Here is a 24,600-nt window from a genome sequence, read left to right as displayed (position 1 = left end):
AAACCATCGCCGGTCCTCCCGGCGAAGGAGAAAACTGTCACCCATGCTATCGGTCCATTCTGTTACCTATCTATCCGGTTCGGACGTCGGTCGGTGGTCTTCGTCGGCTAAACGGCGTAATCGCGCCCGATCGTCTGCACTCCCGATGGTCGGTCGGACTGAAAGCAACAATTCAGACGGCCAGCACGATCTTGCCTTGAATACTGCCGTCGGCGGCGCGCTCATGTGCGCGCGATGCCTCGGCCAGCGGGAATGTGCTGTCGATGACGACACGCACAAGGCCGTCGTCGAGCAGGCGGGCGGCTTTTCCCAACTGCGCGCCATTGGATCGAACCTGTGTGGATGAGACCGTGATCCCCAGCCTCTCTGTCTCTTCGTGACCAGCGAAGCCCAGTGGGTTGACCAGGAACAGCGCGCCGCCCGGCTTCAGAACATGGAAGAAGCGCTCCATGTCCGCGCCGCCCACCGCGTCGAGGACAAGGTCGACGTCTCGAACGACATCTTCCGCCGCGGTTGTCTTGTAGTCGATGAATTGATCCACGTCAAGATCGCGCATCAGCGCCTCGTTCTTGGCCGATGTCACCGCGATGACGCGCGCGCCCCGCCATTTCGCCAACTGGACGGCCAGATGCCCGACACCGCCTCCGGCACCATTGATGAGCACCGTCTTGCCGTCGAGGGGCACCGGCTCATGCGGTAAGGGCTGGAACGGATTCGGCTCGTCGTGGCCAAGTTCGATCAAGAACTGCCATGCCGTCAGAAGCGACATCGGCGCACCAGCCGCATGAATATGGTCGATGCCGGCTGGTTTCAACGCAACATGCGATGCCGGCACACTGACATAATGCGCGTAGGCATTGCTACCCGTCATCAAGTTATCGGGGAAGTGAACCATTGCGTAGACCTCGTCACCGATGCTGAACTCAGCGACGTCAGCGCCAACCGCTTCAATGACGCCCGACACGTCCGTGCCGAGAATCAGTGGGAAGGACGCGTTGGGTCGCCACTCTGGCGGCAGTGCGCGATAGCCATCCCGCAGATACCAGTCGGGCGGATTAAGCCCGGCCGCCTGGACTCGGACAAGCACCTCGCCGGGCTTCACACCCGGCCTAGGCGCGTCTTCGTACACCAGCATCTCGGGACCACCGAATGCGTGCAGACGGACTGCCTTCATCTTATCGCTCATGGTGAAATCTCCGCTCATCCATGTCATTGGAGCGAATCTAGCGGCATGACCGCCGGTTGATAATCGGTGCCGATGGCGGTTAAGTAATGCCATGGCGGAACATATCACTTTGGATCGGCTCACTGGCATCATCGAACCTGATCGTCGATCTCAGGCTGGGTGACTAGATGGTGGACATGATCGAGGAAGGGATCGATGTCGCCATACGCATCGGTGATCTGGCTGACACCCGGCTACTATCACGCAAGATCGCACCCCATCGGCTTTGCTGCTTCGCCTCGCCAGCCTATCTCGAGGAACGCGGCACACCGACCCATCCCGATCACCTGGAAGGGCACGACACCGTCAACCTTCGATATCAGAGCACAGGCCAGGCCTTTCGCTGGCCCTTCCGGATTGGCGACCGTGAAATCGAGATCGTGCCCAATTCCGGTGTGGTCGCCGATGCCAGCGATGCCGTGCTCATCATGCTGGCAGCCGGCGGTGGGATAGGCATAGGCGCCTCCTTCATGGCGGCTCCCTATGTGAAGCGCGGCGAACTGGTCCCAGTGCTGTCCACGTTCGCGGTCGAGCGAAACAATGTCACCGTGCTCTGGCCGGCAAGCCGACGCGCCAACCCCGCCGTGCGCGCCTTTCTGACCATGCTCGACGCCGCTTTCACTCTGCGAATGGCAGCTTCAAGCATCGACTGATCTGGCGCGGAAGGGTCGCTAAAGGGCGAAAGCGGTCAATCCTGCTGATTGGCTGAACGGCAGCTATTCCGGGCACAACGTCCAAAAGCTGCTATTCCGTTTCGGCCCCACTACAGGCCGCCCCTCCTCGTCGAATAGCATTAGACTAGTTGATCGGCTACAACGACCTAGAGTGCTAGCAACGGGGAGGGCACATGTCGGCGAGTGCTTACGCATTGACTGGCTTCATCTCGTGGGCGCTGGCCCTGCTGATCGTGATGGAAGTTATCCGGAGCTACCTGGTGATCTCTGGGCAAGTCCCGGCAAACGGCTTTACGCCAGATAACGGAGCCCTCTCCCCGTTTATGCGGAGGTTAGCCCGTGCCCACGCCAACTGCATTGAAGGGCTTCCAATCTTCGGAGGTCTGCTCGGAGTCGCGATCATCATTTCAAAGACAGATGTCACGGATCCCTTGGCCTCCACGATGTTAGGCGCACGTATAGTGCAGTCGGTGATCCACCTCGTCTCAACCAGCCAACTCGCGGTCAGTCTCAGGTTCACCGCGTTCGCTGTGCAAATGGTGATTGGTGCGTATTGGTGCTGGTTGCTGTTGATCTGAAGAGTGGCGGAGCCCCGACGCAAAAGTGGGCCACCTAACGCGCACGTCAGTCTAGTTATCTTTCGAGTCGCCGGGTCATGTGACCGCCAGGCTGGATTATGCTCAACAAATCTTGATAGGCTGCCGTTCTGGGGGTCGCACGATGAACGAGGTTGAAAAGCTGGCCGTCGAGGTTGTCGCGACCGGCCTTGGCTGGCCCGAGGGCCCGACGGTGCTGCCCGATGGCCGAATTGTCATCGTCGAAAGCTATCGAAGCCAGCTGACGGCCATAGATCGCGACGGAAGTGCTCGCCAATTAGCGTATGTTGCCGGAGCGCCCAACGCCTGTGTTCTTGGATCGGATGACCTGCTCTATGTCTGCCAAAACGGCGGCACGACCGGACCTTGGCGGGCCGCGGAGATGACGACACCATCCATCCAGCGGGTTGCCGAAGGCGGAAAGCCGGAAATCCTGCTAAGCGAAGTCGCAGGCATTCGGCTCAATGGTCCAAACGATCTTGTATTTGCTGCTGACGGCCGGCTTATCTTTAGCGATCCCGGCACATACAACCCGGGGAACCCGGACCCCAGCTACATCTTTGCCGTCAACCCCGACGGCAGTGCGTACCTTGCTCTCGGTTTCGACAATCCGACGTTCCCCAATGGTGTGGCGATCGAAGCCGACGGCTCGATCATTTGGGGGGAGTCCTATACGGGTCGCGTCAAGCGGCAGCGTCCGGATGGTTGCGTCGAAGACCTGGGCCGCTTGCCTGGGGCCAATCCGATCCCGGACGGGCTGAAGGTCGGAGCCGATGGCCGCCTTTATGTCACGGATATTGCCGCCAACGGCATTCACGTTCTGAAGCCCAACGGGACAGCGGAGGGTTTCTTCGTCTGCGGCAAGGCAACGACCAACTGCGTCTTCTCGGGCGAGATGCTTTGGGTGACAAATGCCGGCGTGCTGGCGACCGGCAGCGATCCCTCCTTTGAGGGAACACTCTCCTGCGTGCGTGTTCCGGGAGGCGGTGGACCGACGCATCATGGTCGCATCGGCGGAAAGCAACCGTGAGTAGCTCCTCGTCCGCCTCAAACACAGGCGATGACCGCGGTGCCGGCGGTGCGGCATCGTCTGCTTCGATGGCGGCGTTGAAGTGCCTGTACAGCGTGGCCGCGGTCCGCGTCGCCGCGCGGCGGACTTTGCCACGCCCGGTGTTCGACTTCGCCGATGGCGGTGCCGAGGATGAGCGAACGCTGCGCCGGAACGAGCAAGCTTTTAACGAGGTTGCCATTCTGCCGCGACCACTCAACGGTGCAACGACGCGAGACCTTTCCCTTGACCTCTTCGGCGCGAAACTTGCCATCCCGCTGGGCATCGCGCCAACCGGCCTGGCTGGGCTGTTCTGGCCCGACGGCGAGCGCGCAGCCGCCCGAGCCGCAGCGGCCGCAGGGACATTCTACTGCGCCAGCCACGGATCGGTCTGCACGCTGGAGGATATAGCAGCCACCGGAAGTAGCCCACGGTGGATGCAGGTGTTCGTCTATACCGATCGCGGCTTCACCCGAGAAATGGTGGATCGGGCGCGTGCCTCAAGCTACGACGCGCTGGTGCTCACCATCGACAACCAGATGCTTGGCAACCGTGAACGCGACATCCGCAACGGTTTTGCCATCCCGCCGCGCTTCGGTTTGGCCGGAACCCTCGCGGCCGCCACCAAGGCGGCGTGGCTTCTTCGTATGCGCACCCGACTCCCGAAACTGACCTTCGGCAACTACGCGCGCCCCGGGGATACGGCGACGGTCGGTGCATTGGCGGGCCGCATGGCCGCAATGCTCGATCCCGGACTCTCCTGGGCCGATGTCGACTGGCTGCGCACTGTCTGGTCCGGACCGTTGTTGCTGAAAGGCGTCCTGCATCCCAGCGAAGCCGCCGAGGCTGTAGCGCGGGGAATCGACGGCATCATCGTATCCAATCATGGGGGCCGTCAGCTTGACGGCGCCGCCGCATCGCTGGACGCGTTGACGGCGGTTGTCGCGGCTGTCGCAGGCCGCATACCGGTGCTTATCGATGGCGGCATCAGGCGAGGCTCCGACGTCGTCAAGGCGCTGGCGCTCGGCGCCTCGTGCTGTCTGATCGGGCGGCCGCAGTTGTGGGGGCTCGCGGTCGCCGGCGAGGAGGGGGTACGCCACGTGCTCGAACTCTACCGCAAGGAGATCGACCGCGTCATGGGACTGATGGGCGCGCGGAGCCTGCGCGACCTCGGGCCGGACTGTATTTCGTTCGTTCAGGGAATGGGGCCGCTACATGATTGAAGACCCACCACTGCTCACCATCAAGCGCCGTTTCGAACGGCCCGCAGCAGAAATCATCAGTGCTTTTGCGGGCGTGCCGGTTAGCCAGGTCGTAGACGCGATGGGGGGACGCGGCGCCTTGCATTATGCGATCAAGCCACTGTCGCCAGCTACTGCGACGATGGTCGGCGTCGCCGTGACCTGTCACTGCGGCCCCGCCGACAACCTCGCCCTGTTTGGAGCACTGGATGCCGCAGCAAGTGGCGACGTCATCGTCGCTTCCACCGACAGCTTTGCCGGTACGGCGGTAACTGGCGATCTCGTGCTCGGCATGGCGCGCAACAAGGGCGTCGCCGGCTTCATCACTGATGGCCTCGTGCGCGACGTTGTCGGGATCGAGGCTGTCGGGTTGCCGGTCTACTGTGCCGGGGTCATTGCGAATTCGCCTGCGCGCAATGGTCCAGGCACGGTCGGATTCCCGGTGGTGCTTGGAGGAGTGACTATCTCGCCGGGAGACATACTGGTCGGCGACCGGGACGGTATCGCCGTGGTCCCCCGCCTGGAGGCTGAGACTGTGCTGGCGCGGCTCGCCGCCATCAGGGCGTCCGAGCAGGCACTTGATGCGCTCGTGCGCCAAGGTCTTGAAGTGCCCGACTTTGCCAAGGTCGTCCTCAAATCGAACAGGGCGCGCTTCGTTGACTGAGATGTGAGCTTCTCTAGCTGCGGGACATATGAAGCGCAACACGATTTCGTCCTTCCGATTTGGCACGAAACAGAGCCAAATCGGCGGCATTGACGAAATCGTTTGGCGTCTCGTTCTCGGTGGGCACCGCTGTTGCGACGCCGACGCTGATGGTCACGCGATCCGGGCCGTGGGGTATGTTCAACTCCCGCACGCTCTGGACGAGCCGCTCGGCGATCGCACTGGATTGTTCCAGTATAGTGTCGACCAACACGATGACGAACTCTTCGCCTCCGTACCGCGCAGCGAGATCGGTGGAGCGGCCGGAACCGCTCTGGATTACGCGGGCGATTTGCTTGAGCACATCGTCGCCGGCCATATGGCCATAGGTATCGTTGTATCGTTTGAAGTTGTCGGCATCGATCATCAACAGCGACAGTGGGGACTGTGCGCGAAAAGCGCGTTTCCATTCAGCCGCCAGATATTCGTCAAAATAGCGCCTGTTGCCGAGACCCGTCAGGCCATCGATCCGCGTCAGACGTTCAAGCTCTAGATTTGCACTGATCAGCTGTCGCTGGCTTTCCCTCAGCGCTCGGTGTGCCGAGTCTCGCTGGACGTGATCCAGATAGGCCCGCGTGTGATATCGAATGCGTGCAATCAACTCGATACGATCCGGCAGTTTGACGAGATAGTCGTTCGCGCCCGCAGCGAAGGCTTCGCCCTTGGTGGCTGGATCTTCCTTGCTCGACAGCACAATGACTGGCACCGCGCGTGTCGACGCATGCTTCCTGTATTCTCGCACCAGATGCAGCCCATCGACCCCTGGCATCACGAGATCCTGCAGGATAACGGTTGGCTTTACCTCATCCGCGACCGTCATCGCTCTCAACGGGTCGGTGCAGAAGTGTAAGGAAATATCGGGCTCGTTGGCTAGAGCGCGCCTGACCGCCTCGCAAACCATGATCTGATCATCGATGAGCAGAACCATGGATGAATAGTTATCTGCGAGTGGCGGGACCAACTCTGGTTCTTGCGTCATCGGAAGGGGCCTTTCACGTGGAGCGCTCGCAGGCTTCGATTATACGTGAGCCGATCGCACCCAAAGGAAGAATATCAACAGCCGCGCCGATGTCGGCGGCGGCCTTCGGCATGCCATAGACGGCACTGGTTGCTCTATCCTGCGCGATTGTGAGATGCCCCTTGTCACGGAGCTGTCTCAGCCCGCGCGCACCATCCCTGCCCATGCCTGTGAGCAGAACACCAATCACCGGGCCAGGCCACCATTGCGCCGCACTTTCGAAGAACACATCTACGGACGGCCGATAAACATTGTCCTTGGGGCTGGGCGTATAGCCAAGTTGCTGAGCTGACTTGAAAACCAGATGATCCGCAGAACTGGCAACGAGAACGGTGCCCGCTTGAGGGCTATCCCTTTCCCCCGCCGGACGGATCGGGAGACGTGTATGCTGCCCTAGCCAATCAACAAGGCCTGGAACGAACTGAGCATCGAGATGCTGGACGAGCACAATCGCGCCGCCAAAATCAACGGGAAACGCGCTCAGGACTGCGGCAACGGCAGCCGGCCCGCCCGCAGAGGCGCCGATTGCTATCAGGCGTCGAGTTGACGGCTCAGCCGCACGTGACATCCGCCTTTTTGCCTGGGTAGGCGCATCACCGATCAGCTTGCCTATCGTTAGTATCTTGTTCGTCAAAAGCCGGGCGGATTGCGAGGACGCGTTGCCTTCGATGCCCACTGACGGAATATCGACTGCGTCAAGCGCGCCATGACCCATTGCTTCGTAGACGCCGGCGAGGTTGGCTTCGATACTGGCGGTCACCAGCAAGATTGAGCACGGGGTTTCCGCCATGATTCTGCGGGTCGCTTCCACGCCGTCCATCTCTGGCATCGCTAGATCCATGAGTATCAGATCCGGCAGATCACGTCTGCAGACCTCGACCGCCTCACGCCCATTAGTCGCGATCCACGCGACCTGATGTTCGCCGGTCAACAGAACCAGTCGACGCAGAAGTTCAACCGCCATCGGCATGTCGTTAACTACGCCGATTCTCATTCGCTGGCTTCCAATCTCGATCTCATTCAGCCGCCTCGCCAATCATGTCCACGACGGCATGGATCAGCGCCTCGTCCTGAAAACTACTCTTGGTCAGATAATAGTCCGCACCTGCGTCGAGCCCGCGCGCGCGATCTTCTTCCCGATCCTTGTATGAAACGATCATAATGGGTGTGTTCTTGAGATCAGCATCCTTTCTGATCAAACTCACCAGCTCGATGCCATCCATGCGAGGCATGTCGATGTCGGTGACGACGAGATCGAAAGGACCAGACCGGACGGCATTCCACCCGTCCATGCCGTCTACCGCCACTTCGACCTCATAACCGTAATTGCCGAGCATCTTGCGCTGGAGTTCGCGAACCGTCAGTGAATCGTCAATCACGAGCACGCGCTTGCGCCTGCTCGCTTCGGGACCGCCCGCGGCGCGCCGAAGAGCTCGAAATCCGCTGGACGATGCAAGCTTTTCCACCGATCGGATCAGATCGTCGACGTCGAAGATCAGAACAGGCGAACCGTCTTCCATCAGGGCCGCTGCGCTGATGTCCTTGATCTTGGCAAACCGTGGATCGAGAGGTCTGATCACTAACTCGCGTTCCCCGAGAAAACGGTCAACGATCAGGCCGTACGCATCGCCCCGACCCGCATCCACGACGACGACCGATAGTTCGTTCGGTTCCGATCCGGGCTCACCTCGATCGAGCACCTCGCGAGCGGTGACCAGCCCGATCTGTCGATCGTTCAATCGAAAATGCGGCCGGCCCTGCAGGACGTTGATCTCCGTCCGTTGCAGTTTCAAAGTCTTGGAAATGGCAGCGAGTGGAAAAGCATAGGGCTCTCCATCGACATCGACGAGCAGCGTGCGGAGGACCGACAGTGTCAGCGGCAATTGCAGTTGAAATCGGGTTCCGTGGCCAAATTCTGAGGAGACGCTTGCGACTCCCCGGACTTCCTTCGTCATGGCTTGCACTGCATCGAGCCCCACACCGCGACCTGAGACGTCGGTAAGGCCCGCTTTCATGGAAAAGCCTGGCAGAAACAGAAACGCGAGCAATTCGCTTTCGCTGAGTGTTTCAGCACTTTCCCTGGTTGCAAGTTGCCGGGCGACGACGGTCTCGCGCAGCTTCGAGAGCTCTATCCCCCTGCCGTCGTCCACCACGGCTATCTGCAGCAGCCCGGCATTGTGCCTCGCTTCGAGCCTGATGAGCCCCTCTTCGGGTTTGCCCATCGCGAAGCGCTCCTCAGGCGGTTCAAGCCCATGGTCTACAGCGTTGCGCAGAAGGTGCCCCAAAGGGGCATCGAGCTGCTCGAGGATATCGCGGTCGATGCCGGTCGAGCCGCCTACGATCTCCAGTCGCACCCGCTTGCCAAGGGTACGACCGAGGTCGCGGATCATTCTCGCATAGTGTCGCACGCCGTCCTCAAAAGGCCGCATCCGGCTCGCCAACGTTTCGTCGTACAATCTGTTGGCAAGATCGGTCGCTTTCCGATCCACTGAATCCAACTCATCGAAACGCTCCGCCAGGAACGCTTGGCTCAACCGAAGCTTTCGCTGCGCTTCAGCCAGCGCCTCCACCACCGCCGCATCGTTTGAAACCGGCGGCAGCACTGCATGGAGATTGTCGAACGCACTTGCGAGGTCCGATTGAAGTCGCTTCAGCCGTAGCAGCCCGTCAGCGAATGGCCTGAGCCGCCGAGCTTCCATCAGCGACTCGCCAGCCAGCCCGAGCAATCGGTTCAGGCTGTCTGCCGTCACCCGAACCATTCTATCAGAGCCGATGCTGCCGTGGGCTTGCGGTACCGCCGCAACGAGGAGGTTCGCGGAAGAGCTCGTCGTCAGTTGCTCCTGGGCATGATCTGGAGTTGCGAAATCAGCTGCAGAATCTTGGGGCCCGGGCTTTGCCTGGGGGAGGGACAACCCCTCGAACTTCGCGAGAAAGGTTTCGACTTCTGAGTTGGCGCTCTCGCTCGATGATCCCGATGCGATCAATTTCAAAAGGTCAGAACCTTGCAGAAGCGCATCTATATGCTCCCGTCGCACCCTCAGATGCCCGCGTTGCGCTGCGACCAGGCAGTCTTCCATCGCATTTGCAACTTTGACTGCGGGCATCAGGTCGATGATGCGGGCAGCTCCTTTCAGAGAATGCGCGGCACGCATGCATGCTTCCAGGGCGTCGGCGGCGATAGGATCGCGTTCGAGTGCCAGAAGTCCAGAGGTTAGAGCCCGTGACTGCGTCTCCAGTTCGGCCTGGAAGAGGCTGAGCATCGAAACCTGGCTGAAGTCTTCATCTGTCATGCGATGCTCCGATCCAGCATCGTGAGCAGTTGTCGTGGATCGAGACAGCCAACGGCTCGTCCTTGCCATGGCAGCACGGCAACCGTAGCGGCCGACAGTGCCTTGCCAATCATGGCCGGAACAGCGAGAGTGTCGCGTTCCTGGTACCGATGTAAGCCGTGGATCTCATCAACCATAAAAGCAACCCGCTTGTCGCGCTCGCCTACCACGACAAGGCGGCGAAATACCTTGGTTCGTGTGCCTTGTTCCCCTTCCTTGCGCTCGTCTATCCCGAGCAATTCGGCCAGGGACAGGCAAATGAGCAATTCACCACGGACATTCGCAATGCCGAGCAGTGCACTGTTCCTGCGATGTGGAAGTGAATGAACGCGACGAGATTCAGCCACTTCATGAAAAATACCGACCGGAAGTGCCAGCCATTCCTCCCCCAAACGGAAGAGAACGGCCGTCTGCAGCGCGTCGCTGTCTGCCGAATCGATCCCTGCACGACCAGCGTTGTCAGGCCATTCGTCGCGAGATGCCGAGGGAGCTGCACGGTCGAGGAGGCGTCGTGCGATCTTCTTGTAGGTCGGGCAATTGCGGCAGTGGAGATGCTGCTCTAGTAGCGGACATGACTTGTCACCCCGTACGCCTATTTGCCGCCAGCAGTCGTTGATTTCGATCTCCTCCACCGGCTGAGCGATCCTTGTCGAAGCCGCCATCAACTGCCGCTCCTTTTCTGGACCCGACCCAGCCGGCCGGCCAGCGCCTCGGCGCCGTTATGGTCGCCTTGCTTGCTAAGCAGCAAGGCCAGATGGACAAGAGCTTCTCGATGATTTGGCGCGAGATAGAGCGCCTTGCGATAACTTTGCGCGGCTTCGGGTGCAGAACCATCCGCATCCTGGACGAGGCCCAGCAGGTAGAAGATTTCTGCGGAAGGACCGAACTCCCTGAGATGCGCCAGGGCGACCTCCTGTGCCTCCTTTACGCGTCCTGCATTGGCGATCCGTTCAACCGCGATGAGGCTTTCCGAGGCGTGTGCAAGCGGCTTGGCCGGAGCCTGCCCGCGGCCTTCATTGCCAATTGTCGGTCGGAACGGACGAAGAGGCTCGCTCTTGTTGACCTTAGGGCTTGGCGTCCGCACCGGGACGGCGGCCGAAACCTTTGGCGCCGTGGTCTTGACGGGCTCCGATTTCAGAAAGGCGAAGGCCAATGGCCATTCAGCGGAAAGAAAGCCATGCACCCTTGGAAGAGCTGCTTCCGCCGGACCGACCAGAAGAAGTCCGTCTTTGGCCAGCAGGTCCTTCAGGCAGATCAATGCGCGATCCTGCAGCTCTCGATTGAAATAGATCAGCAAATTGCGGCAAAGCAGGATGTCATAGACCTCTTGCCCGAAAGGCGCGTGAGAACCGAACAGGTTTCCTACCATGAACCGAACCTGTTTCAGCACCCCAGCAACAGGCCGCAACCCGCCCTCGGCCGCTTCGAAATAGCGATCCTTGAATTCTAAATGGCTGCCGCGAAACGAATTGCGGCCATAGATGGCGTGTTCAGCCGTCGCGATATTGCGGCTGCTGACGTCCACGCCATCGATCTTGAACTCATGCGCCTCAAAGCCGGCATCGAACATGGCCATGGCGACCGAGTAAGCCTCTTCGCCGGTTGAACATGGCAGGCTCAGGATTCTTATCGGCTGAGCAGGCTTGTGCGCGCGCGCATGCCGCGCCAGCATCGTGAACGCTTCTCGGTCACGAAAGAACCAGGTCTCTGGGATCACCACCGCATTGATCAGCTCCTGCAGCTCCTGCGAGGAACCGGCCAAGTATTGCCTATAGGCCTGAGGGTTGGTTATCCGGCATGCTTCCATCCGTTCTCTGACCGCCTGACGAACCACTGTCGGACCAACGCTGGCACTGTCCAGTCCAATGGTTTCCGTCAGGAGCTTTTCTATTGCTCCGGTCATTGATCACCTATTGCCGCCTGGCGGAGCAAAGCGGTACGAATCTCGTCCGAAAGCAGCGCTTCCACTTTGACCCACTGAATGATCTCCAAACCATCGGAAGCCACCGGCCCAAGATAGGGCGGGGTTCCTGGTTCCAGTCCGAACGGCGCGAAATCGGCCGGGTCTCGCTCGATCGTATCCGTCACCCGTTCCGCGATCAGCCCCAGCAGGCGTCGCTCGCCATCATCCGCCGGATAGCGCGTCACAACGATCCGGGTGCTCAACAGGCGCTCCGATGGTCGGCCAAGCGCAAGAAGGGTGACATCGATCAGGGGGATGGGTATTCCGTTATAGCTGACCAAACCCACCACACCAGTTGGCGCACCCGGAAGAACTTTCACGTCGATATAGGGCAGCACCTCTTCAATTTTGTGGACATCGATCAAGTAGCGATCCGGACCCATGCTGAAGGCGAGGAATAGCATTGTCACCTCCTACTGCCGGCTCGCTATGCTCGTAGCTTGAACCTCGATATGCTACTTCGCATGCCGCCTGAGACTTGATTGAGCTCGTCGATCGCGAGCGTCGATTGCTGAAGGGACTCGACTGTTTGCTGAGCTGCCTCGCTTAGCTGGGTTAGCGTGTCGCTGATCTGCCCCGCGCCGGTCGCCTGTGCTTGCATGCCTTCATTGGCGACTTCGAAACGTGGCACCAGCCCCTGAACCTGCTGAATGATCTCGAAGAGTTGCCCGCCGACCTGCTGGATGTCCTGCATACCCCGACGGACCTGCTCGGAAAACTTGTCCATGCCCATCACCCCGGCCGCGACTGCCGACTGGATGTCCTTGACCATTTGCTCGATATCGTAGGTGGAGACAGCTGTCTGGTCCGCGAGCCTTCGGATTTCCGTCGCCACCACTGCAAAACCCCGGCCATATTGGCCTGCCTTCTCCGCCTCGATGGAAGCGTTGAGCGACAACAGGTTCGTTTGATCGGCCACTTTGGTGATGGTCGTCACCACCTGATTGATGCTGCCGGCTTTCTCGCTCAGGATCGCCAGTTTGGAATTGATCGCGCCAGCCGCTTCCATGACCTGCTGCATGGTTTCTTCCATACGGGTCAGCCCCGCTTGCCCCCCGCCAGCCACGGCAGCGGTTTGTTCGGCAACTGTGGAGACCTCGTTCATCGTGCGGACCAGTTCGTTTGATGTGGCGGAGATTTCCTTGGCTGTCGCTCGGATTTCTGTTGTGGTCGCTGCGATTTCAGTCGCAGTTGCCTGCTGTTGCTTGGAGGTGGCGGCGATCTCAGTTATCGACGTGCCGACCTGTATGCTGGACCTTTGAACCTGACCAATGAGGGTTGTGAGATCGTCCGCCATTGCGTTGAAGCCGTCGGCAAGCACGCTGAATTCGTCTCGGCGCCTCAGATCGAGCCGTTCGCTGAAGTCGCCTTGCCGCATCAATTGAACCGCGTCGACCAAACGGGTGAGCGGACCTGTAATGGCGCGAAACAGCTGGTAACCCAAAAGAAGGGCTAGCCCGAGGGCTATCAACAAGCCAACGCTCAAACCGACTTCGGCCGTTCTGACGATCGAGCTGATCCGCTGCGTCGCGCTGTTTGCCTCGCCTCTGTGATCCTCAACCATGGCCTGCAGAGCGGACTGCAATTTTACAAAGATCGGCTCTACTTCGTTCTTGATAGCTGGGCTTTCATTGGGAGTTTCACCTTTCGACAAGGCAGCCCGGCTTGTTTCCAGCACAGCAGTTTCAGCCAGACGGAATTGGTTGGCGAGTTGTTTGACGGCTGCATAATTCTGCTTGTCGATATCGGAGACGATCGTTGCCTCATAGTCGTCCATCGACCGCTGCACCTGGTTGCGATTGGTCGTGATCGCGTTTTCAACCGTGCTTCTGTCTGACGGGTTGTCCTGAAGGGCATATTCCTGAAGCAGACTATGGGCCGCCATCTGGCCCGTCATGATCTCGGTACTGTGATAAAGGTCCGGAAGGATGCCCTTCTCGACCTCAGTCGCCTCCTCCCCCGCCTGAAGAAACCAGGCGTACGCGATGAGGGCTATCACGGACATGACCACCAGAACGGCTGCGAAACTGACGAGGATGCGGTGGCGTATTGTCAGACTCTTCATGGAACCGGTTCACCAATGGGGGGCATCGTGGGCTGCGCGACAAGCGCTCGTTCCGACATATTCGAAAAGGTGCGTCGAAAAGCGGTAGTCTGATGCTGAATGGTTTCTTTTCCGTTCCATAGCTAATGATGGCGAGGCGGCTCGCCAATCGGCGCCGCCAGAAGCGGTGGTCAAAGGACGACTGCCGTCCACGCACATCAGCCCGAGATCGGCTGGATGGCACGCCGCGTCAGGAGGAGCGTGGATGAGCTGCTTGAGGCCACGAATTGAATGACTGCTTAGGCCAGGTCGAGGCAAGAAAGCCGACGTCCTGCTTGCTGCCCCTAAGCTGCCAGGCGGGAACGCGCCTCATATCAGCCGTCCAGCATGATCGTCGCTACTGAAAGCGGAATCGCCGAAACCAGATGTCGCAAACTGGCCAGCGCGTAGATTCGCGTCGAGTGCGGGTTCGGCATTTGCAGGTGACGATAACTAAATGGCAAGCGCCCCCGCCTGAGGCCCTCAGGACTAAAAGATCTTGAGAAAACCAGTTTCAAATGCGCATCCTCAAGCGGCGGCCGCCCACCGCACGAGGATGGGCACAACGTGACGAGCGCTCTGGAGCCTAGAGAGAACTGACCCGACACCACCTTCCTTTGCGGCATTGCGGCGGCGCAAAAAGATTACGAGATGGAGCAGGCGTATTGCCAAATGGGTCCACCAGCGAGAGTTCGCGTTTTCCGCCTCGGCTGTGAACCCCACTTCCATTCGCGGGTCTTGCTCAGGTCGAGGTCTACTTTGCCATCGAGGGCTCATGTTGCAGCTCATAAGCAGGCGGTTGGGTAGGTCTCGGCCAGCACACGGCCCGGTGGCACTCACTGCGGTCCACACCGCAGTTGAAACTGACCACCCGACCCAGGGTTCGAAGACGGTCCCCGATCGGAACACCGAGCAGAGTGTGCTCGCGCTCCTCAAGTCACCGATATCCTTGGTGAAGACGTTGAAGGCGTGTGCAAAGGACGCCTCGGCGGAGTGATTAAACGGCTCGGCTACCGGATGCTTAGACATCGTTGACAAGGGTGCTATGGGATCATAACGTACCTGATTGGTATAACAGGTATGCCACATGATCGGAGTTCTGATCAAGCAGCGGAAGCTTTCGGACGAGGTGGCAGCGCACCTCGAACGGATGATCCGAGAGGGAGAGTTGGCCGAAGCCGACCGTCTCCCATCTGAACGGGAACTCATGCGGCAGTTCGGTGTAGGGCGGCCTTCCATCCGTGAGGCGCTGCTGCATCTGAGCAAAATGGGCCTTGTCGAGGTAAAATCGGGGGAGCGTGCCCGCGTCACTCGACCCACTCCTCAATTCGTGATTGACGCCCTTTCAGGGCCGGCTCGGCACATGATTTCGGCGCCGGGAGGCGTTCACGACTTCCAGAGCGCGCGCTTGTTTTTCGAGGTCGGTCTTGCCCGCAACGCCGCTGTGCATGCTACCCCGGAAGACATTGACAGCCTCAAGGAGGCGCTCGAACTCAACCGGCAGTCGATCGGCGATCTGGCGCGCTTCGAGCGCACGGACGTAGACTTCCATTACGTGCTGGCGGTAATCACCCGCAATCGGATCTTTACAGCTATTCACGCGGCCTTGGCTGAATGGTTGCTCGAACAGCGTCGCACCACATTGGCCAAGGGTGAAGACCGCAAGGCTTACCAGGCTCATCGCGAAATCTTCGAGGCCGTCGCCGCGCGCGATCCAGACGCGTCAGAGACGGCCATGCGCAGCCATCTCGAATATGTGGCCAAGCGGTATCTGCAACTTGCGAGGCCCAAGTGATGACCGGATTTGTCGTCTGGGTCGATTTCCGCCTGAGGCCTGGTGCCCGGGACAGATTCCGAGAACTTGTCGACGCCAATGCGACCGCCTCGATGCGCACCGAGGCCGGCTGTCGCCGCTTTGACGTGACGGAGGCGCGCGGCGAAGCGGATCGGGTCCTGCTCTATGAGATTTACGAAAGCGAGGCCGCATTCGAGGACCACTGCCGCACCGCTCATTTCGACGAATTCAATACGCAGAGCGCGCCGCTCGTCGTGACAAAGTTGGTGACGACCTGCGACCTCGTTCTTGAAGCCACGCATTGAAGCGAACATAGGCGGATTGGCCCATTGGGGCAAACGGGAGGAAGTGCATGTCGGAGCCAAGTCTCAGGGCGTTAGCTTCTCACAGGCGGGTCAAACTCGGTACGCTCGTCGCCGAGTTCGCGACGCCGGGAATCGGTCACATCCTGAAGTCCGCTGGCTGCGATTTCGTCTTTTTCGACATGGAGCATTCGGGATTTAGCTTGGAGACGCTGAAGAGTGCGATTCGCTATTTCGAGGCGGCTGACCTGCCGGTCATGGTGCGTGTGCCATCGCAGGACTACCACTTCCTTGCCCGCGCCATGGATATGGGCGCCGAAGGCCTGATCGCGCCGATGGTGAGCAGCGTCGAACAGGCGCAGCACATCATCAATTCCATGAAGTACCACCCTGCCGGCGCCCGCGGCGTGGCGCTGCAGATCGCTCATGACCGCTACCGGCCAGGCTCGGTCGCTGATAAATTCGAGGCCGCCAACAAGCGCTCGACGTTCATCTGCCTGATCGAGACCGCCGACGGCGTCAAGAACATTGATGGCATCGCGGGACTGGACGGGGTCGATTGTCTGTGGGTTGGACATTTCGATCTGTCCGTCTCGCTCGGCATTCCTGGCGACTTCGCCCACCCCACTTTCACTGCTGCAATGGCCAAAATCGTTGCCGCCGCCAAGAAGCACAACAAATCGCTTGGACGCTTGGTGCCCAACGTCGCCCAGGGACACGAGTTCTACGCACAGGGCTTCGATTTCATTTGTTATTCAGGCGACGTTTGGGTCCTGCACGACGCGATCGCCGACGCGGTTTCCAAGATCCGGGCCGGGTGCCAATAGGAGCGGAGGAGACGATGGACAGCGTGAAATTCAGGGTGGCGCTTTCCGGTGATTTCCGCAGGCCGGACGGCTCGCCGACCTACCCAGATTTCGATCTGGAGCCGCTGCGCAATGCGACAGGTGTCGAGATGGTGTTCCTGGAGTCAAACAGTCCGCTTCGCGCCGACCAACTTGAGGATTTCGATGCGCTGGTCCTCCTCGCCCATCGTTTCGATGCCACGAGCGTCCCCAGGAGCGGCCGCCTGGCCGTCGTTGCCCGCTTCGGGGTCGGCTACGACACTGTCGACGTTGAGGCATGCACCGCAGCCGGTATTGCCTTGGTCATCACGCCCGATGGCGTGCGACGGCCCGTCGCCGTATCCGTCATCACCTTCATGCTGGCACTGACCGGCAAGCTGCTGACAAAGGACGCGCTCACCCGCAAAGGCTCTGTTGGTTTTGAGAAGCGCTCCGAACATATGGGGGTCGGCCTCGTCGGGCGTACGCTTGGGTCGCTGGGCATCGGCAATATCGGTGCCGAGGTCTTCCGGTTGGCGAGGCCCTTTGACATGCAATTCATTGCCCATGACCCGTTTGCCGACAAGGGGGTCGCTGCCGACCTGGGCGTCGAGCTGGTCGGGCTGGAGGATCTGTTTCACCGCGCCGACGTGCTGTCGGTGAGTTGCCCCCTGTCGCCCCAGACCCACCACATCGTCAATGCCGAGCGGATCGCCCTGATGAAGCCGACAGCTTACCTGATCAACACCGCGCGCGGCCCGATCGTCGACCAGAAAGCGCTGACGCAAGCGCTGCAGGAGCGCCGCATCGCCGGCGCCGGTCTCGACGTGCTGGAACAAGAGCCTCCCGAGGCAGACGATGCGATCCTCAAACTCGACAATGTCATCCTGACGCCGCACGCGCTTTGCTGGACCGACCAGTGCTTTGCCGGCAACGGTGCCGCCGACGTCAAAGCGGTAATGGAGGTGCAGCGCGGTCGCGAGCCGCGCGGCGTGGTCAATCGCGAGGTGCTTTCGAGCGAGCTGTGGAAGACCAGGCTGTCTGGGCTCGCCGCCCGCTTTGGAATCTAGGAGGACACTGATTTTCGGCGCGCCGCCGCGGCCTCTTCGCGGCGACCTTACGGGAGGAAATGCTTGACCGCTGCGCCGGCGGACGAGTGAAGCAAATGGAAAATGGGAGGACCAAGCACTATGAACGATCATGAAAAACGTGAGTTTCAGGCAGGTCTCGAAGCAGAGGTCGACGCCTTCATGCGCGGCGAAACCACCCGCCGAACTTTCATCACCCGCTTCGGTCAGATGACCGGCATGTTGGCCGTGTCCGGCCCGCTGCTGGGGATGATGACCGATTGGGCGCTGGCGCAGCAAACATTGGAATTGGCGGACGCCACGTCGCCGCTCGGCCAGGCGCAGGCCGCAGCCCTAAAAGCATCGAAGGAAGGGCCTCCGGACGGTTCCGCCTTTCGCGCGGCGGAGGCGGCCAAGGCGCATTCGGGCGTCACCCTCAACATGACCTACGAGGCTGGCCTGCAGGCACTTGACCCGCGCAATTTCAGTGGTCCGATGTGGGAGCAGCTTACCGGGATGAAGTCGAATGTCGTCGAACTGTCGAACCCGGACCAGTACTCCAAGGCGGTCGCCGAGCACATCGCCGGCTCGGGTGCCTATGACGTCCTCGACATCTCGCCGGCCTGGACGCCGTCGCTTGCCGATGGCGGCGTCATCGCCCCTCTAGACGACTACATCGCCAAATACATGAACCCGGCAGACCTCGAGGACTATCATCCTCTGTACAAGGCGCTGCCGACCTACAAGGGCAAGATCTGGGGGTTCTTCGACGACGGCGACATGTTCGCTCTCTACTACCGCAAGGACATCTTCGAGGATCCGAAAATGGTGGAGGCTTACCAGGCGAAGTTCAACGCCAAGCTTGGACCGCCCAAGACATGGGAAGAATATGCCCAGATCGCCCAGTTCATCACCGACCAGATGGCGCCAAAGGTCTATGGCGCGGGACATTTCCGCAAGGCGGGCAGCCCCGGCAATCAGTTCGACTTTCTGCAGCAGTACCGGGCCAACGGCGGAAAACTCTTCGGCGACGACATGGAGGCAGGTTTGGTTTCGGATGCCGGCGTCAAGACGCTGACAAACATGCTCGCCGCAAACAAGGCCTCGATCCCCGGCAACAACGAGCTCGACGCCGTCTCCTTGTGGGCGGCTTTCCTGACCGGCAAAGTCGCGATGATCTATTCCTGGCCTCCTAGCGGCCGTATGGCGGCGAACTATTCGCAGTCGGCCACGGCAATCAACTTCATTCCGCAGTCTCAGATCGCCGGCAAGGTCGGCTATGCCGTGGTTCCGGGAAATCCGGAACATGCCACCGGCTACAACAAGGCACTGTCGGCCGACTCGCCCAACCCCGAGGCGGCATATCTGTTCATGCAATGGGTATGCTCGCCACCCGTCTCGCTGGCACGTTGCATGCTGCCCTACGCGCTACGCGACCCGTACCGCATCTCGCACTTCAAGTCCGAGCTCTACGGCGCGCTCTTCCCGAGTGCCAAGGAGTACCTTGCCAACCTCAACAACTCGGCAAATGTCGGTCTGCTCGACCCGATCATGCCAGGCGCGCAGGACTACTTCTTGAGCATCGATCGCATGTGCACGGCAGTGTGGGCTGGTGCGGATCCGAAGGCATCGCTTGAAACGGCGGCCGCCGAGTGGAACGAGACGACCGACCGACTGGGTGTGGATTCGCAGAAGGGCTTCTACACCGAGTTCTTGAAACTGCCTGGCGCCACCGCCGACAACACGGTGGAAAAACTTGGCATGGCGGTCACCCTCTGAAGGGAGGCGGACTCTCTGGAGCAATTGGTGTTGCGGGCGCTTGGCTCGCAACACCTCCCCGCTAAGCGGCGATAGGATACGCCTATGCAGCCCACAGCCACGATCCGTCATTTGAAGGCCGCCGGCGCACCGCCCCGGCTGTCTGCCTTTGCCCAATGGGCAGACCGTCATTTCAAGTGGCTGCTGGTCGCCCCCGCTGTGCTGCTGATATTGGCACTGTCGATCTATCCGCTTCTGTTCTCGCTGGTGGTATCCTTCATCAACTACGACTTCCAGGTGCCGGGCCACGCCTTTGTCGGATTGAAGAACTTCGAGCGGGTCGTGTTCGATCCCGTAGCACGTTGGTCGCTGTTGCTGACAGCATCGCTGTCGGGCATCAGCGTCGCTATAGAATTCGTTCTCGGCCTCTTGGTGGCGCTGGCAATGGTGCGCAGCTTTCCGGGCCGCGGTGTGATCATGTCGATCCTGATCGTGCCGCTGTTCATCAGCCCGGTCATCGTCGGCCAAGCCTGGACGCTGCTTTTACAGCGGCCTTTCGGACCGACGAACTATATCCTGACGCAACTATTGGGGCAGGAGGTTACGATCGGCTGGATGACGGAGCGCCCGTGGCTCTACGTCTCGCTGATCATCGCCGATGTCTGGCAGTGGACGCCGTTCATGTTCGTCATCCTGCTCGCCGGGCTGACCGCAATCCCACCCAATCTCTATGAGGCGGCAGAACTCGACGGCGTCAACGCCTGGCAGGTTTTTTGGGCGATCACGCTCCCGCATCTCGGGCCGATGATGCTGCTGGCGCTGACCTTCCGTCTGCTCGACGCAATCCGTATGTTCGATACCATTTTCATCATGACAGGGGGTGGCCCGGGAACACAAACCTACACGGCCTCCTATTATCTTTATACCATCGGCTTCACGCAGTTTCATCTGTCGCAGGCAACAGCAGGAAGTTGGCTGTTCCTGATCTTTACGGCGCTCATCGTGACGTTGCTGGTGCGTCGGCTCTTGAAGGTAGAACCGGTCTGATGGCCGCCGTCGCGCCCGCCCGCCGCAGGAAACGCCGGTCGTTGCCGATCGGCCGAATTCTGCTGCTGGGGTTCTTCCTGGTGTTCGTGCTGTGGCCGCTCTACTGGATGTTCAACACCTCCATCAAGCCCAGCGACGACTACCTCACCGTACCGCCTGTCTGGTTCCCCGCCGCTCCGACGCTTGTCCACTACAAAGCTGCGCTGTTCGCCTATCGTGGTCTCGACGGGCTCGTCAACAGCCTGATTATTTCGCTTTCGGCCACGGTGCTTTCGGCGCTGCTCGGCACGCTGATGGCCTATAGCCTGGCGCGCTACGACACCGGCGGCAAGCATCTGTCTTTCTGGGTGCTGTCGCAGCGCTTTTTGCCGCCGATCGGGATCGTGCTGCCGGTGTTCCTGATCTATCGCCAGGTCGGGCTCTACGACACTCATGTCGGCCTGATCATCGCCTATACGGTCTTCACGCTGCCGGTCTCGGTGTGGATGATGTTCGCCTATTTCCGCGGCATGCCGAAGTCGATGGAGGAGGCGGCCCTCGTCGATGGCTGCACGAGATGGGAGGCGTTCTGGCGCGTTGCCGTGCCGCTCGCAGCACCGGGCATCGTCGCGGCGGCTGTCTTCGCCTTCATTGCATGCTGGACGGAGTTCTTCTTCGCTCTGATCTTGACCAGCCGAACTGCCTTTACGCTGCCAACGGTCTTCCGCGCCTTCATCGGCTTCCAGGGCGCGCAATATGGCGAAGCCGCGGCCCTTGCCATCGTCTCCCTTGTGCCGTCGATCGCCCTTGGAGTGCTTGCTCAACGACATCTTGTGCGCGGGCTGACGCTCGGCGCCGTTCGCGGATAGGAAGGGAAGGCATGGCCGAAGTCAGAATTACCGGCTTGCACAAGCGCTACGGCGCATTCCATGCCGTGCGCGGCATTGACCTCCACATCCGCGACGGCGAGTTCACGGTCCTGGTTGGGCCCTCCGGTTGCGGCAAGAGCACTCTGCTGAGGACCATCGCAGGACTGGAGGAGAGCTCACAAGGCACGATCGAGATTGGCGGCGAGGTGGTTAATGATTTCCGGCCGCGCGATCGCGACGTGGCAATGGTGTTTCAAGATTATGCGCTCTATCCGCATATGAGCGTGGCCAAGAACATTGGCTTTGGCCTCAAGGCTCGCAAGATGCCGAAGCCAGAGGTCGAGTTGCGCGTCGCCGAGGCGGCACGCATGCTTGGCATCACTCCGTTGCTGGGGCGTTTTCCGCGCCAATTGTCAGGTGGCCAGCGCCAGCGCGTCGCCATCGGCCGCGCCATAGTCCGCAACCCCCGCATTTTTTTGTTCGACGAGCCGCTGTCCAACCTCGACGCACAACTTCGCGACGAAATGCGCGGCGAAATCAAACGCCTTCACCAGGACATTGCGACAACGATGATCTACGTCACCCATGACCAGATCGAAGCGATGACGTTGGCTGACCGCATCGTGCTGATGCGCGACGGGTTGATAGAGCAGCAGGGCGCGCCACTCGAGTTGTTCGAGCACCCGGCCTCAACGTTCGTCGCTGGGTTCCTGGGTTCGCCGCGGATGAGCTTCCTGCCAGGTACCCTTGCCTTGGACGCAGGCGCCGCTGCCATCCGGCTCGCGGATGCACTGCTGCCTTTAGCGCGCGGCAGGGGGCTGAAGGGCGTCGCGGACGGACAGCAGGTGCTGCTCGGGTTGAGGCCAGAACACCTCACTCGTGCGCACACTGCAACGCCGGAGCAGGGCACGTTTCGCTATGAGGCAACGATCGACCTGCTGCAGCCGACCGGCTCGCGCAGCTACGCGACATTCCGACTGGCCGGCGCGCCGGTGATGGCTGAGCTGCAGGCGCACGATGTCAGCCGTCCGGGCGAGAAGCTTGCGATCGACATCAACATGAACCGGGCCTCGATCTTCGACGCCACGACGGAGCGGGCAATTTGACCTCGACAGCTTCCCTGGCAGTCCGCTTGTGTGGCACCGAACAGCTCGAGGCACCGCTGCGCACACTGCGCGCCGGATCCTTGTCGGTCGCGTTCGACAATGGGGCGTTGCGTTACATCCGCATCGGGACGATCGAGGTCTTGCGCGGAATCTCGTTTCTTGTACGGGACGAAAACTGGGGAACATGTACCACCGTTCTCGATGATCTGCGGATCGACGAGAGGCCGGATGCGTTCGCCATTGAATACCGTGCAACATGTGCTGCAACATCCGGCCGCCTGATTTACCGGGCGCGCGTCTCAGGCCGTGGCGATGGTGCGCTGTCGTTTGTGGCGGAGGCAGAGCCCGAGACCGACCTTTTGACGAACCGGACCGGCTTCGTCGTCCTTCATCCGATCGAGGCCTTGGCCGGCAAGCCGATAAGGGTGCTGCATGAGGATGGTCACGACGAGCTATCGTTCTTTCCGGACCACATCGATCCTAAGTGTCCGTTCACCGACATCCGGGCGTTGTCGCACGAGATCGCGCCTGGGATCTGGGCGACATGCACCATGGAGGGTGATGCCTTTGAGATGGAGGATCAACGCAATTGGTCTGACGCCTCCTATAAAACCTATGTCCGCCCTCTGCGTCGCCCGTGGCCTTACAGACTGCCCAAGGGCCAGAAATTCACGCAGGCCGTCCGGCTTCACGTGTCAGGAACGCTCCCTGCCGGGACGTCTGAAAATCGCAATCCACTCATCAACCTGACGATCGGCGGACCGGTCGGCCGAGTGCCCCGCACTGGCGTCGGCGTCGCCGCCGACGAGGCAAAGCACGCGCTCGAAACCCCCGAGCTCCTACGACGAATGGCTCCCCAGTGGATGGTCTGCCAGGTCGATCTCCGGATCGCACACGGCCAGGACGAACTAGAAAGCTACGCCGCGCTCGCACGGCTGACCGGCGCTGGCGTGGTCCTTGAGATTGTCAGCAAGGGCACGCGCGATCCATTCGGCGAATTGGCGCCGGTCGCGGATGCTGTCCACTCACTCGGCCTCAAACTAGAAGCTGTCTCCGTATTTCCGGCGCAGGACATGACATCCGTACAGCCGGGAGCACCGTGGCCGACTATGCCCAGCTTCCACGAAAGCTACTCCGCCGCTCGCCGGGCTTTCCCGGGCATCGCGCTGGGCGGCGGCATGGCCGCTTACTTCACCGAACTCAACCGCAAGCGTCCGCCAGCCGAAGCGCTCGACTACGTGACCTTCACCACCTGTCCAAGCGTGCACGCCGCAGATGATGTCTCGGTGATGGAGACACTTCAGGCAATCCCCCATCTAATCCACTCCGCGCATGCTTTCATGGGGGAACGCTTGCCACTGCGTATCGGTCCCATCCAGCTCGGCTGCCGTGAGAACCCATACGGAAAATCCACTGCGCCGAATGAAGCGAACGCTCGCGTCTGTCTATCGCGCATTGATCCTCGTCAGCGCGGGCTGTTCAATGCGGCTTGGACTGTCGGATATTTCGCGGCCTGCGCTCGCGAAGGAATCGAGGCCGTCGCGTTCGGTGACTTCGCCGGCCCCTTTGGCCAAATCCATAGGAAGGCTGATTTCGTGCAGCCATGGTATGACCAGCAGGATGGCCCAACGGTCTATCCCGCTTTCCATGTCTTGGCTGGTCTCTCAAAGCTCGGCGAAGCCACCTTGCTGTCCGTAGGAACTTCCGCCGTTGACGGCGTCGCCACGATCGCAGCTGAAAAAGATCGGCGCGTGACCCTGTGGGTCGCTAACCTCACCGCCGAGACGCAATCTGTGCGGCTTTCGGATGCGCCGAGCAGCGCCCGTGTTGCTCTTCTCGCCGCCGAGCAGTTCGAGCGGGCGGCAACCGATCCCGACTTCATGGAAAGTTCCGCAAGATCGCTGGGTGATCAAATCATCTCGCTTGGCGCCTACGCCGTCGCGCGAGTCGAGCTCGATCGATCGTCTTAGGCC

21 protein-coding genes and 1 pseudogene are annotated in these 24,600 nt (G+C 60.5%); 14 read left to right on the top strand and 8 right to left on the bottom strand.

All coding sequences use genetic code 11. The annotated features are described in order from the left end of the window. Positions 1 to 172: 172 nt before the first annotated feature. Complete coding sequence (locus NKJ77_RS15255) at positions 173 to 1,186, bottom strand: NADP-dependent oxidoreductase (protein ID WP_023833097.1); 1,014 nt, start codon at positions 1,184 to 1,186, stop codon at positions 173 to 175. A gap of 143 nt (positions 1,187 to 1,329) precedes the next feature. Between NKJ77_RS15255 and NKJ77_RS15250 the strand changes: the two are divergent. The 5 genes and pseudogenes from NKJ77_RS15250 to NKJ77_RS15230 form a co-directional block, all read left to right on the top strand. Beyond that, a pseudogene (locus NKJ77_RS15250) lies at positions 1,330 to 1,878 on the top strand (substrate binding domain-containing protein); the annotation flags it as partial. Positions 1,879 to 2,072: 194 nt separating this feature from the next. Next, positions 2,073 to 2,477 carry an MAPEG family protein gene (locus tag NKJ77_RS15245; RefSeq protein ID WP_023682292.1) on the top strand — a complete coding sequence of 135 codons (405 nt, stop codon included), beginning with the start codon at positions 2,073 to 2,075 and terminating at the stop codon, positions 2,475 to 2,477. 142 nt (positions 2,478 to 2,619) lie between these two features. Beyond that, the gene (locus NKJ77_RS15240) at positions 2,620 to 3,525 is read left to right on the top strand and encodes an SMP-30/gluconolactonase/LRE family protein (RefSeq protein WP_023833100.1); all 906 of its coding nucleotides are present in this window, start codon (positions 2,620 to 2,622) and stop codon (positions 3,523 to 3,525) included. 68 nt (positions 3,526 to 3,593) lie between these two features. Next, complete coding sequence (locus tag NKJ77_RS15235) at positions 3,594 to 4,766, top strand: alpha-hydroxy acid oxidase (RefSeq protein ID WP_050588691.1); 1,173 nt, start codon at positions 3,594 to 3,596, stop codon at positions 4,764 to 4,766. Then, positions 4,759 to 5,448 (top strand): RraA family protein, encoded by a 690-nt coding sequence (locus NKJ77_RS15230; RefSeq protein WP_023715423.1) that lies wholly within the window; start codon positions 4,759 to 4,761, stop codon positions 5,446 to 5,448. The genes NKJ77_RS15235 and NKJ77_RS15230 overlap by 8 nt, the downstream gene beginning before the upstream one ends. A gap of 13 nt (positions 5,449 to 5,461) precedes the next feature. Here the strand turns inward: NKJ77_RS15230 and NKJ77_RS15225 are convergent, their stop codons facing one another. From NKJ77_RS15225 to NKJ77_RS15195, 7 genes are all read right to left on the bottom strand, one after another. Further along, positions 5,462 to 6,415 (bottom strand): response regulator, encoded by a 954-nt coding sequence (locus NKJ77_RS15225; RefSeq protein ID WP_023669440.1) that lies wholly within the window; start codon positions 6,413 to 6,415, stop codon positions 5,462 to 5,464. 64 nt (positions 6,416 to 6,479) lie between these two features. Further along, entirely contained in the window at positions 6,480 to 7,499 is a 1,020-nt protein-coding gene (locus NKJ77_RS15220; RefSeq protein ID WP_023705673.1) for a chemotaxis response regulator protein-glutamate methylesterase, read from the bottom strand. A gap of 22 nt (positions 7,500 to 7,521) precedes the next feature. Beyond that, on the bottom strand, positions 7,522 to 9,795 hold the full coding sequence (locus tag NKJ77_RS15215) for a hybrid sensor histidine kinase/response regulator (protein ID WP_023833104.1): 2,274 nt from the start codon (positions 9,793 to 9,795) through the stop codon (positions 7,522 to 7,524). Further along, a complete protein-coding gene (locus tag NKJ77_RS15210) occupies positions 9,792 to 10,496 on the bottom strand; it encodes a chemotaxis protein CheW (RefSeq protein WP_023819373.1) in 705 nt (234 codons plus the stop codon). Before NKJ77_RS15210 ends, NKJ77_RS15215 begins: the two co-directional genes overlap by 4 nt. After that, the gene (locus tag NKJ77_RS15205) at positions 10,496 to 11,737 is read right to left on the bottom strand and encodes a CheR family methyltransferase (RefSeq protein WP_031196101.1); all 1,242 of its coding nucleotides are present in this window, start codon (positions 11,735 to 11,737) and stop codon (positions 10,496 to 10,498) included. The genes NKJ77_RS15210 and NKJ77_RS15205 overlap by 1 nt, the downstream gene beginning before the upstream one ends. Further along, positions 11,734 to 12,201, bottom strand: a complete 468-nt coding sequence (locus NKJ77_RS15200; protein WP_032898240.1) for a chemotaxis protein CheW — start codon at positions 12,199 to 12,201, stop codon at positions 11,734 to 11,736. The genes NKJ77_RS15205 and NKJ77_RS15200 overlap by 4 nt, the downstream gene beginning before the upstream one ends. Before the next feature lie 23 nt (positions 12,202 to 12,224). After that, a complete protein-coding gene (locus NKJ77_RS15195; protein WP_023689447.1) occupies positions 12,225 to 13,862 on the bottom strand; it encodes a methyl-accepting chemotaxis protein in 1,638 nt (545 codons plus the stop codon). A gap of 1,105 nt (positions 13,863 to 14,967) precedes the next feature. On the opposite strand from NKJ77_RS15195, the gene nanR reads away from it, so the two are divergent. From nanR to NKJ77_RS15150, 9 genes are all read left to right on the top strand, one after another. Beyond that, positions 14,968 to 15,675: a transcriptional regulator NanR gene (gene nanR / locus NKJ77_RS15190; protein ID WP_023682279.1), complete on the top strand. Its 708-nt coding sequence runs from the start codon at positions 14,968 to 14,970 to the stop codon at positions 15,673 to 15,675. Beyond that, positions 15,675 to 15,980, top strand: coding sequence for a putative quinol monooxygenase (locus NKJ77_RS15185; protein ID WP_023833108.1), 306 nt, complete (start codon positions 15,675 to 15,677; stop codon positions 15,978 to 15,980). Before nanR ends, NKJ77_RS15185 begins: the two co-directional genes overlap by 1 nt. Before the next feature lie 47 nt (positions 15,981 to 16,027). After that, positions 16,028 to 16,804, top strand: a complete 777-nt coding sequence (locus NKJ77_RS15180) for an HpcH/HpaI aldolase family protein (protein ID WP_023726880.1) — start codon at positions 16,028 to 16,030, stop codon at positions 16,802 to 16,804. A 14-nt stretch (positions 16,805 to 16,818) separates the two neighbouring features. Next, positions 16,819 to 17,871 (top strand): NAD(P)-dependent oxidoreductase, encoded by a 1,053-nt coding sequence (locus NKJ77_RS15175; RefSeq protein WP_023833110.1) that lies wholly within the window; start codon positions 16,819 to 16,821, stop codon positions 17,869 to 17,871. Positions 17,872 to 17,991: 120 nt separating this feature from the next. Beyond that, on the top strand, positions 17,992 to 19,647 hold the full coding sequence (locus tag NKJ77_RS15170) for an extracellular solute-binding protein (protein WP_023833111.1): 1,656 nt from the start codon (positions 17,992 to 17,994) through the stop codon (positions 19,645 to 19,647). Positions 19,648 to 19,731: 84 nt separating this feature from the next. Next, on the top strand, positions 19,732 to 20,673 hold the full coding sequence (locus NKJ77_RS15165) for a carbohydrate ABC transporter permease (RefSeq protein ID WP_023833112.1): 942 nt from the start codon (positions 19,732 to 19,734) through the stop codon (positions 20,671 to 20,673). After that, positions 20,673 to 21,521, top strand: a complete 849-nt coding sequence (locus NKJ77_RS15160) for a carbohydrate ABC transporter permease (RefSeq protein WP_023833113.1) — start codon at positions 20,673 to 20,675, stop codon at positions 21,519 to 21,521. The genes NKJ77_RS15165 and NKJ77_RS15160 overlap by 1 nt, the downstream gene beginning before the upstream one ends. Positions 21,522 to 21,532: 11 nt before the next feature. Then, complete coding sequence (locus tag NKJ77_RS15155; RefSeq protein ID WP_023833114.1) at positions 21,533 to 22,627, top strand: ABC transporter ATP-binding protein; 1,095 nt, start codon at positions 21,533 to 21,535, stop codon at positions 22,625 to 22,627. Then, complete coding sequence (locus NKJ77_RS15150) at positions 22,624 to 24,597, top strand: D-apionate lactonase family protein (protein ID WP_081732516.1); 1,974 nt, start codon at positions 22,624 to 22,626, stop codon at positions 24,595 to 24,597. Before NKJ77_RS15155 ends, NKJ77_RS15150 begins: the two co-directional genes overlap by 4 nt. Positions 24,598 to 24,600 lie beyond the last annotated feature (3 nt).

The organism is Mesorhizobium sp. M0052 (assembly GCF_040323255.1).
GTDB lineage: Bacteria > Pseudomonadota > Alphaproteobacteria > Rhizobiales > Rhizobiaceae > Mesorhizobium.
This window is presented reverse-complemented; position numbering and strand designations above follow the sequence as displayed.